The sequence below is a fragment of the Streptococcus oralis genome (assembly GCF_003942585.1).
Lineage (GTDB): Bacteria > Bacillota > Bacilli > Lactobacillales > Streptococcaceae > Streptococcus > Streptococcus oralis_BE.
Window position 1 is genome coordinate 39316 of sequence record NZ_RJNK01000009.1, and the last position, 10190, is coordinate 49505.

General features: G+C 42.6%; 6 protein-coding genes. 1 reads left to right on the top strand and 5 read right to left on the bottom strand.

The window, feature by feature from the left end:
* Nucleotides 1-26 precede the first annotated feature (26 nt).
* The 5 genes from D8862_RS08575 to D8862_RS09750 form a co-directional block, all read right to left on the bottom strand.
* Nucleotides 27-3122: a DEAD/DEAH box helicase gene (locus D8862_RS08575; protein ID WP_125449985.1), complete on the bottom strand. Its 3096-nt coding sequence runs from the start codon at nucleotides 3120-3122 to the stop codon at nucleotides 27-29.
* Between the two features lie 92 nt (nucleotides 3123-3214).
* On the bottom strand, nucleotides 3215-4381 hold the full coding sequence (locus D8862_RS08580; protein ID WP_125449987.1) for a MalY/PatB family protein: 1167 nt from the start codon (nucleotides 4379-4381) through the stop codon (nucleotides 3215-3217).
* A 7-nt stretch (nucleotides 4382-4388) separates the two neighbouring features.
* Complete coding sequence (locus tag D8862_RS08585; protein ID WP_125449989.1) at nucleotides 4389-5483, bottom strand: cystathionine gamma-synthase; 1095 nt, start codon at nucleotides 5481-5483, stop codon at nucleotides 4389-4391.
* A 145-nt stretch (nucleotides 5484-5628) separates the two neighbouring features.
* Nucleotides 5629-7587: a peptide ABC transporter substrate-binding protein gene (locus D8862_RS08590; protein ID WP_093584389.1), complete on the bottom strand. Its 1959-nt coding sequence runs from the start codon at nucleotides 7585-7587 to the stop codon at nucleotides 5629-5631.
* A 654-nt stretch (nucleotides 7588-8241) separates the two neighbouring features.
* The gene (locus tag D8862_RS09750; RefSeq protein ID WP_260467919.1) at nucleotides 8242-9162 is read right to left on the bottom strand and encodes an LPXTG cell wall anchor domain-containing protein; all 921 of its coding nucleotides are present in this window, start codon (nucleotides 9160-9162) and stop codon (nucleotides 8242-8244) included.
* A gap of 34 nt (nucleotides 9163-9196) precedes the next feature.
* Here D8862_RS09750 and D8862_RS09755 point away from each other — a divergent pair.
* The coding region (locus tag D8862_RS09755) for a hypothetical protein (RefSeq protein WP_260467920.1) at nucleotides 9197-10190 on the top strand (994 nt) is incomplete at its 3' end.

Genomic DNA, 10190 nt, shown 5'->3' on the forward strand with positions numbered 1-10190 from the left:
TCATTATAGCGTATTGTCTTGATTTTTCAAGTGCTGGCTTCAGAAATTCCCAAAATTTCACGAATTTCTGCCAAACTGAGACTCGCACGCGACTCCGTACCATCTAAAACTTGGGAAACCAAATGTTTCTTTTGTTCTTGAAGTTCTTGGATCTTTTCTTCAATGGTTCCCTTGGTAATCAAACGATAGACCTCGACCATCTGCTCCTGCCCCATGCGGTGGGCTCGTCCGATAGCCTGGGCTTCGACAGCGGGATTCCACCAGAGGTCCACTAGGATGACGGTATCAGCTCCCGTTAGATTAAGACCGACACCACCTGCCTTCAGAGAGATGAGAAAGGCGTCTCTTTCTCCCTGATTAAAGGCCTTTGTCATCTCTTGTCTGTCTTGAGCAGGAGTTGAGCCCGTAATTTTGAAGGAAGTCAAGCCCAAATTTGGGAGCTCTTGCTCGATTTTTTCCAACATTCCTTTGAACTGGGAGAAAATCAAGACCCGATGCCCACCAGCAGCCACTTGTAGCAATAAATCTCGGAGACTATCCAATTTACCACTGGCTCCTTGGTAATTGTCCATAAAGAGAGCTGGCGTATCGCAGATCTGGCGCAATCGCATGAGACCAGATAAGATTTCTACCCGACTTCTCTGGAATTCTTGATCTGTCACTTGGGCTAGGCGGTCTCGCATCTGTTGCAACTGGGCCAGATAAATGGCCTTCTGCTGGTCTTCCAGTTCATTTTTATAGACAACTTCGATCAGATCAGGTAGTTCTGTTAGGACTTCTTCTTTCTTACGCCTCATGACGAAGGGTTTGATAAACTGCGCGACTCGGTCAGCCGGTAATTTCATAAACTCCTTCTTGTTAGGTAAGAGCCCCGGAAGTACAATTTGAAAGATAGACCACAACTCTCCTAAATGATTTTCGATGGGCGTACCTGACAAAGCAAAGACTGCTGGCACCACGAACTGGCGCAAACTCTGAGCAATCTTAGTCTGAGCATTTTTCATGACCTGGGCTTCATCTAAGAAGAGAAAATCAAAGTCCATCTCTTGATAAAGCTCGCTGTCTTGACGAAAGGTAGCATAGCTAGTTACATAGATTTGGTGATTTTCAGAAAGAATCGCTTCTCGATTCGCTTTCAAACCATGCACGACAACCAAATCCAACTGTGGGGCAAATTTCCTGAATTCATCTGCCCAGTTGTAGATCAAACCTGACGGCGCCAAAATCAAGACACGACTGTCTTCGGTCACCTGACTAGTCAAAAAAGCAATAGTTTGCAGTGTTTTTCCCAGTCCCATATCATCTGCCAGAATGCCACCAAAACCATAGTAATGTAGCATTTGGAGCCAACAAACACCCTTTTCCTGGTAGTCTCTCAAACTCGCTTGAACCTGTACCTCTCCTAAAGGAAAATCCTCTGGATGGGTTAAATCATGAGCTAAATGCTGAAATTCTTCCGAGAAGGAAATCCTGTCTCGACCTTCAAAAAGCTGAGAAAGGCTATAAGCTAGGGATTTTCGCGCTTGGAAAGAACCATATTTTAGCTCAACCCCCAGTTCCTGCAAATTTTGACGAATCTGCTTGGTTTCCTCATCAAAAAAGTACACTTGGTCAGAAGAACTGATATAGAAATCCTGATTGCTGGTCAGGGCTTTAAGAGCTTGATCAATCTCTTCTTGGGCAATCCCTTGGAAGTCAAACTGGATTTCCAACAGTCCCCCCTTAGACTCGATCTGAACCTGAGGAGCTTGGACACTGTAGAGCTGATTCATCTCATCAGACAAGAAAACTTGACCCAACTTCTCAAAAGCAGGAATCGTATGGTGAAAGAAAGAATAAACTGCCTCTGGCTTCAAAGCCTGTCTCCAAGACTGAAAATCAGCCTCAAAACCAGCCCCTAAACAGACTTGAAATAGCTGGTTTTCCAAGACAGCATCGCTTGAAAAAGGTAATTGTTCCAGCTGTTGACGACTAGTCACCTTAACATCTCCATAGTCAAATTGGATATCCAAGCGGATGCGACCATCATCCTCCCTATCAAAGTAAAAGATTGGTGAGAAGGGTCTGATTTGCAAGCGCTCAGGAGCAGAAACTGTACCCAGTTGCCCAAACAAAGGCAGACAGGCGGCTAGGCGGTCACGATCACTGTTGTCAAACTGGAGGCATTTTCTCCCTCTTTCCTCCCGAGGGAGCTCCTTGAGTTCCTTCAAAAGAGTTATCTGATTAGGGGTCAAGAAATAAACATTCCCCTTACGAAAGAGAACCGCTCCCCCATAGAATACGTTAACCCGCTCAGTCTCAGAAATCTCCATCTCAAAATAATCGGGATACTCCTGCACAGAAAAAGAGAAAAGATTCGCTGCCGGATCTAAATCGTGAAAGAGAAGATTTTCATAACTAGTAATCTGGTGCTCAAAATGAAAATCTTCCAAGTTCATCAGCAACTCCACTCCCTGCTCAAAAAAGGTCAGAGGAAAAAAGAGGTGACGACCTTGATTGGGGAAAAAGAGATCTTGACTCAGTCCCTCCTCAATCAAGCCACATAAGAAAGTAAGAACATCTTGACTAGCTGTATCAAAAGCATTCCAAGACAAGTCATTCTCGTAGTGTTTCCCAATCATATATGGCTTTCGATGGACTAAGACCTTCAAAAAGAGAGGGATGTCACGAATGACATAATATTTTTGACTATCAACTAAACCGATTCGGAGAGTCCAAAGGAGGCGATTGGTCCCAGCTTCAACCTGGCCTTGAGCCGACAAAGTGTAGATTTTTTCTCTCTTCTGAGGTTGAATACGCTCCAAAAAACTATCACCAAAACTAACCTTGGTTTCGACCTCTTCTTGCTCTTCATGTCCTTTTTCTAAGGCTTGTAAAATCACCTGGCCTTCTTCATCGTTCTTCAGATAATGCTCGAGCGCTGCTAGGTGAACACAGTAACCTCTTTTTTGGAAAAAATCACAAGCACAAAAAACAAGATCATCCTCTAAACTGTAGCGCAAGTCTTCTCCCGCCACACGAGTATAGAGGCGATTCCCCTTTTCCTTGATGATCTCAATCTTGCCCTTCTCATAGAGAGTAACACCCTCCATGCGCAACTTTCCTGGAATCAATTTAGCCATAGTTACCCCTTTATCTTATCTCTTCATTATACCACATTTTCCCCTATGAAAATAGCCTTCTAGGAAGACTTTTCTCCTAGAAGGCTGGATTTTTAAAGTGTAGCAAAAGTGGTCACGATGCGTTGACAAACCTCTTCCAATACTGACTTCGGCATGGCTACATTGAGGCGGGCATGAAGAGTTCCCTCCTCCCCAAAGTCCAAACCTCTGTTCAAGATGACCTTGGCTTCATTCTTCAAAAGCTCTTGCAAGCAATCATCCGTTAGATCATAGGCTGAAAAATCAAGCCAGATCAAGTAGGTACCTTGTGGTTTCATGACCTTAATCTTGGTTTCGTTGCCCAAAACATCCACTACATAGTTAATGTGGTCCTCGATGACTTCTTTTAACTCTCCTAACCAGTCCTTGCCATAACGGTAGGCAGCTTCTGTCGCCAAATAACCCAAACCTGAGATCTCATGCTGGTTATTGGCCAACTGGCGTTTTTGGAAAGCCACACGAAGCTTTGGATTTTCAATAACTGCATAGGAATTCTTGGTCCCAGCAATATTAAAGGTTTTAGTGGCACTACTCAAGATAAGGGCAAAGTCTTTAAAAGTTGGATCAATGGTATTAAAAGACTGGTGTTTGTGACCAAAGAGGGCCAAATCTTGGTGAATCTCATCTGAAACCAACAAGACACCGTGTTTTTGGCAGAGATGACCAATCTTTTCTAACACTTCCTTTTCCCAAACACGTCCACCAGGATTGTGAGGATTGCAAAGGATATAAAGCTTCACATCCTCTTCCACTATATCCTTCTCCAACTGATTAAAGTCAATCTCAAACAGCCCATCCTTTTCCACCAAAGAATTGGTAATCAATCGGCGATTGTTCAGTTTGACACTGCGAGCAAAAGGTGGATAGACTGGTGTGTTAATCAGAACAGCTTCTCCTTCTTTTGTAAAGGCTTGAATGGCTGTTGAAATAGCTGGTACCACTCCTTCGATAAAGACGAGAGCATCCTTGTCAAAGTGATACCCGTGTTGACTGGCTTCCCATTCTTGAACCGACTCAATCAAAGCGTCGCTTGCATAAGTATAGCCATAGACCAACTGATCTGCGTAGGCTTGTACAGCTTGTCGAACTTCAGGCAAAACCACAAAGTCCATATCCGCTATCCAGGCTGGTAGAACTTCTCGATCAGCTTCCGCTTCTTTCCATTTATAGGTATGGTGCCCAAAACGATTGGGCAGGCTTATAAAATCATATTTTCCCATATCTGTCTTATCCTTCCAAAGCTTGGCGCAAGTCCGCAATCAAATCTCTAGCATCCTCAATTCCGATTGACAAGCGCAAGAGGTCATCTGTCAAGCCATAGGAATGGCGCACTTCTGCTGGAATATCAGCGTGAGTCTGAGTCGTAGGATAGGTAATGAGACTCTCCACCCCACCCAAACTTTCCGCAAAAGAGAATACTTTCAAGCTATTTAAAATATGAGGAATACGTTTTTCATCCACTACTTTAAAGGAAATCATACCCCCACGTCCTGTATAGAGCACTTCTTTGACAGCAGGTGAATCCTTCAAAAAGGCAACCACTTCTTGGGCACTGGCTGTAGAACGCTCCATGCGCAGAGACAAGGTCTTAAGACCACGAATCAACTGATAACTATCAAATGGTGACAAGACAGCACCTGTTGTATTGAGATTGTAAAACAGTTGTTCATATAGTTCTAAACTATTAGTCACAACTACCCCAGCCAAGACATCATTGTGCCCTGCTAGGTATTTGGTGGCTGAATGAAGAACAATATCTGCACCATCTTCAATCGGTCGTTGGTAAATCGGACTGTAGAAGGTATTGTCTACGACTACTTTGGCACCCTTAGCGTGAGCTATTTGGGCTAGTTTTGCAATATCAAATTCCAACATCAACGGATTGGTTGGCGTTTCGATATAGAGAACATCCACATGATTTTCCAGCTCAGCAATCAACTCTGCTTCAGTATTAGCATAGGTAAAATGGAAACGGCCTTCTTGCTCCACTTGGTTGAACCACCGGAAAGAACCCCCATACAGATCGCGCACAGCCAAGACTTTACTTCCTACTGGAAAGATACTAAAGGCCAGTACAATCGCAGCCATACCTGAGCTCGTCGCTAGGGCATAGTCTGCTGATTCAATCGCAGCCAAGACTTCCTCCGCCTTACTGCGAGTTGGGTTTTTAGTGCGCGTGTAGTCAAATCCAGTAGACTGGCCAAACTCTGGATGCTGATAAGTTGTTGAAAAATGAAGCGGAGTTACCAAGGCACCTGTTGCCTTATCTGACTTGATTCCCGCCTGGGCCAAAATTGTGTTGATGTGTAGTTCTTTACTCATGCAATACCTCCAAATCTATAGTAACTATTGTACCACTTATTTTCACTAACTCATTTTCTTCTTTTCAAGAGCTAGTTATAGTTTCAAACTATACAAAAACGATAGCTTCCTGAGAAACTATCGTTTATCCTGTTGAATAGACTGGTTATTTAACGTGTTTTGCCAGTTCTTCTTGGACTTTTTTATTGGATTCTTCTTTTTCTTTCAGCCATTTTTCTTTAGCTTTTTCATACTCATCAGTCGTTACAGTCTTATCTTGCAACTTGAGGTACTTGTATGATTCGACACCCTTATTTCCGGCTTGTGAGAATGGTGCTGAGAATGGAACTATCTTTCTCAAGCTAGGTGTTCCACCCTTAGAAACGTTTGGAATTGCAAGGGCGCTATCAACGAGCCAAGCTTGAACTTCAGCATATTTTTCATAACGTTTTGCTGGATCTTGCTCCTTGTTCGCTTCTTCCAACATTTGAGTGTAGGTATCAAGTCCAACTGCCTTGGCCTTGTCATTGACTTCACCTGGTTCTAGACCAAGGTTTTGCAACATACCACCGTTATTGACATTTAAGATATCAAGATAGCTTGATGGATCCAAGTAGTCCGCACTCCAACCACCATTGTAAAGGTCAAAATCCTTCTGGGCTGCTGTCTGAGCTAAATAACCAGAGCTATCATAATCCTCTGTTGACAGTTGTTGGATATCGATAACCACGTTCTCAGTTCCAAGAACAGATTCGATGGATTGCTTCATTGAGCTAATTTCTTGAATTTCTGTCTTATTGGTCATTTCTACAGTCTTATCCAAGTGAATTGGGAACTGAACGCCTTTGGCTTCTAGTTCTTTCTTAGCTTCCGCAAACTTAGCTTTAGCCTTGTCAGGATTGTAGTATGGGTCTTGCGCATCCGCAAAGTTGATTCCTTGCCATTCTTGGCCATAGTTAACCATCTTTTCTGAAACAACATCACCAAAGTCTTTTCCGTTGATGCTTACAAATGTAGGAGGTACAACCAGGTTACGAATAATCTTCGTTGCTCCGTCTTCCCCTTGAGATTGTGCCCCATAGGCCGTACGGTTATAGGCAAAATTGATAGCTTGGCGGAAGTTTTTATTCAGAACTGCTTCTTGGGTAGATTTCTTTTCGATGTCAGTCGTTTTAGAAGTGAAATTATAAGATTTTCTATCCAGGTTAAAGTTCAAGTAGAAAGAAGTGGCATCTTGCATGCTGTAGATGATATTGTCTTTATTCTTCTCTTTAATCCCTTCAAAACTTGAGCTATTTGGATAGAGACGTGCGTAGCTGTATACTCCTTCTGTAAAGTTACGTGCTAGGGCATCTTGGTCACTTCCATCATAGTAGGTCAATTTCACATCGTCCACAAAGACATTTTTAGCATCCCAGTAATTCGGATTTTTCTTGTATTCGATAACAGATTTTGAAACAAAGGATTTCATCAAGAAAGGTCCACTGTACAAAATACTAGAAGGATCCACCTTACCAAAGTCATCTCCTTTTGATTTCAAGAAATCAGCATTAACAGGAAAGAGAATGGTTGAAGTTGTTTTAGAATTCCAGTAAGGTTCTGGTCGAGTCAAAGTGTACTGAACTGTTTGGTCATCAATCGCCTTAACACCGACAGTTGAAAAGTCAGTTGTTTTTCCGTTGATATAGTCATCCAAACCTGCTACAGAGTCTTGAACCAAGTACAAGGCTTCAGATTTTTTATCTGCCGCATATTTCAAACCTGTCACAAAGTCTTGAGCAGTTACAGGGGCGTATTCTTCACCTTCGTATGTATACCACTTAGCATCTTTACGAAGTTTGTAGGTATAAGTCAAACCGTCCTTAGAAACGGTCCAATCCTCTGCCAATGATGGAACATAGTTACCGTATTGGTCATTTTCCATCAAACCATCAACCAAATTGGTAACAATATCATTGGTTGTTGCACGGTTCTCTGCTAGATAGTTCAAACTAGATGGATCACTAGAATAGACATAGTTATATGTTTTAGATGAACTTGCTGAGTTCCCACATGCGCTCAATAGGATACCTGCGCTTAACACGACACCTGCCAGTGTCAGATACTTGGCCTTAGACTTTTTCATTTCCAGAACCTCCTGTTTTAAAGTTTTGTCTTATTATACAGCTTTGGTTTTATTTAGTCAAGCAATTCCTGTCACAAAAGGTCGGAATTATATTATTTTCTCTACAAATTTTAGAATTTTATCTATTTCGTTAGGTATATGCAATGAGTAGTGTAATATTTTTACCTCTTATTCCTAAGTGCTTTAAAAGCTGTCTTGTAATTTGGATATTCTTTTTGACTGTGATTAATAAACAGTAAGACATCATTAAGTTCTTTGGGAGGTTTAGAAATGGAAATCCATCAAAAATAAAATTGATGGGGTATCCACTCCTTTTCAGACGCTATTTCAAACTTTTCTTAAATCTAAATCCTATATCAATAATATCCTTGAATCCCTTCATTTCAATACTAAGTTGGAAGCAATTAGTAAGAATATAAGATGTCTAGTATTTGATTTTCAAAATTTCAAAAATTTAGAATGATAATTCTCGTTACTTTGAATGTTAGAAAAGAGAGAACCAATCTGATCCTCTCTCATGCTTAGTTAGATGTCACCCTCTACAGTTGACAAAGAGTCAGCCAAAAACCCCAGATAGCCTTAGGCCATCTGGGGTTCTTGTTTTTTCATCGCTAAAATGATATCAACAATTCCATTTTAGTCGATTTTTGGGACTTAGTCTTCTAAATCCATTTCAGAAGCTGCTGATTTCTTCTTCTTGCCAAGAAGAGAGGCAGTTGCCAAGGCAGCTACTCCTAATCCAAGACCAGCAAAATGGTTACTTGCAGTTCCTGTATTTGGAAGTTTTCTACCGTTTGAACGTCCTGGTCCAGCAGGTTGTTGTGCAGGAGCTTGTGAGTGGTTCAATGCACTTGAGATTGAAGCACTGTCAGACAAGCTAGCTGAGGTACTTGCGCTATTGCTCAAGCTTGTGCTTGTTGAAACTGATTCACTTGTACTGATTGAAGTACTTACGCTGTTGCTCAAGCTTGCTGAAGTTGAGGCATTGCCTGAACCATTGCTTGTACTTGTTGAACCTGAACCACTACCTGAGTTGTTGCTTGCGCTGATTGAAGCAGAAGCTGATTGGCTTGCTGATACAGATGCTGAAGTGCTTTGACTTGCAGATACTGATGCGCTAGCTGATTGACTAGCTGAGCCATTGCTTGTGCTTGTTGAACCTGAACCGCTACCTGAGTTGTTGCTTGCACTGATTGAAGCTGAAGCTGATTGGCTAGCTGATACAGACGCTGAAGTGCTTTGACTTGCAGATACTGATGCGCTAGCTGATTGACTAGCTGAGCCATTGCTTGTGCTTGTTGAACCTGAACCGCTACCTGAGTTGTTGCTTGCACTGATTGATGCAGAAATGCTGTCACTCAAGCTTGTGCTTGTTGAGACTGACTCACTTGCGCTGATTGATGCTGAAGTACTATCGCTCAATGACACACTTACTGATTTGCTGAGTGAAACTGATTCACTTGCACTTACAGATTCAAGGTAGCTAGGAAGGTTAAACTCTGGCTTAGATTCGCTTGTTGGATCACCCTTACTATAGCTGAATGAGTTAGATTGTTGTGACGCACTTGTACTCAAACTACTTGAAACGCTATTGCTAAGTGATGTAGATGTGCTTACGCTGTTACTCAAGCTTACTGAAGTACTTGTTGAAACTGAAGTACTACTTGAGTTGTTGCTTGCTGATTCAGATGCACTGATTGAAGCAGATACACTGTTGCTCAAGCTTGTGCTTGCTGATTGGCTAGCACTGATTGAAGCAGATACGCTGTTGCTCAAGCTTGTGCTTGCTGATTCAGATGCACTGATTGAAGCAGATACACTGTTGCTCAAGCTTGTGCTTGCTGATTCAGATGCACTGATTGAAGCAGATACGCTGTTGCTCAAGCTTGTGCTTGCTGATTCAGATGCACTGATTGAAGCAGATACACTGTTGCTCAAGCTTGTGCTTGCTGATTCAGATGCACTGATTGAAGCAGATACGCTGTTGCTCAAGCTTGTGCTTGCTGATTGGCTAGCACTGATTGAAGCAGACACGCTATTGCTCAAGCTTGTGCTTGCTAATTGGCTAGCACTGATTGAAGCAGACACGCTGTTGCTCAAGCTTGTGCTTGCTGATTCAGATGCACTGATTGAAGCAGATACACTGTTGCTCAAGCTTGTGCTTGCTGATTCAGATGCACTGATTGAAGCAGATACGCTGTTGCTCAAGCTTGTGCTTGCTGATTGGCTAGCACTGATTGAAGCAGACACGCTGTTGCTCAAGCTTGTGCTTGCTGATTGGCTAGCACTGATTGAAGCAGACACGCTGTTGCTCAAGCTTGTGCTTGCTGATTGGCTAGCACTGATTGAAGCAGACACGCTATTGCTCAAGCTTGTGCTTGCTGATTGGCTAGCACTGATTGAAGCAGACACGCTGTTGCTCAAGCTTGTGCTTGCTGATTCAGATGCACTGATTGAAGCAGATACACTGTTGCTCAAGCTTGTGCTTGCTGATTCAGATGCACTGATTGAAGCAGATACGCTGTTGCTCAAGCTTGTGCTTGCTGATTGGCTAGCACTGATTGAAGCAGACACGCTGTTGCTCAAGCTTGTGCTTGCTGATT

Coding starts and splice junctions, on each gene's coding strand:
- D8862_RS08575 (WP_125449985.1), bottom strand. CDS start 3,122: ATGGCTAAATTGATTCCAGGAAAGTTGCGCATGGAGGGTGTTACTCTC.
- D8862_RS08580 (WP_125449987.1), bottom strand. CDS start 4,381: ATGGGAAAATATGATTTTATAAGCCTGCCCAATCGTTTTGGGCACCAT.
- D8862_RS08585 (WP_125449989.1), bottom strand. CDS start 5,483: ATGAGTAAAGAACTACACATCAACACAATTTTGGCCCAGGCGGGAATC.
- D8862_RS08590 (WP_093584389.1), bottom strand. CDS start 7,587: ATGAAAAAGTCTAAGGCCAAGTATCTGACACTGGCAGGTGTCGTGTTA.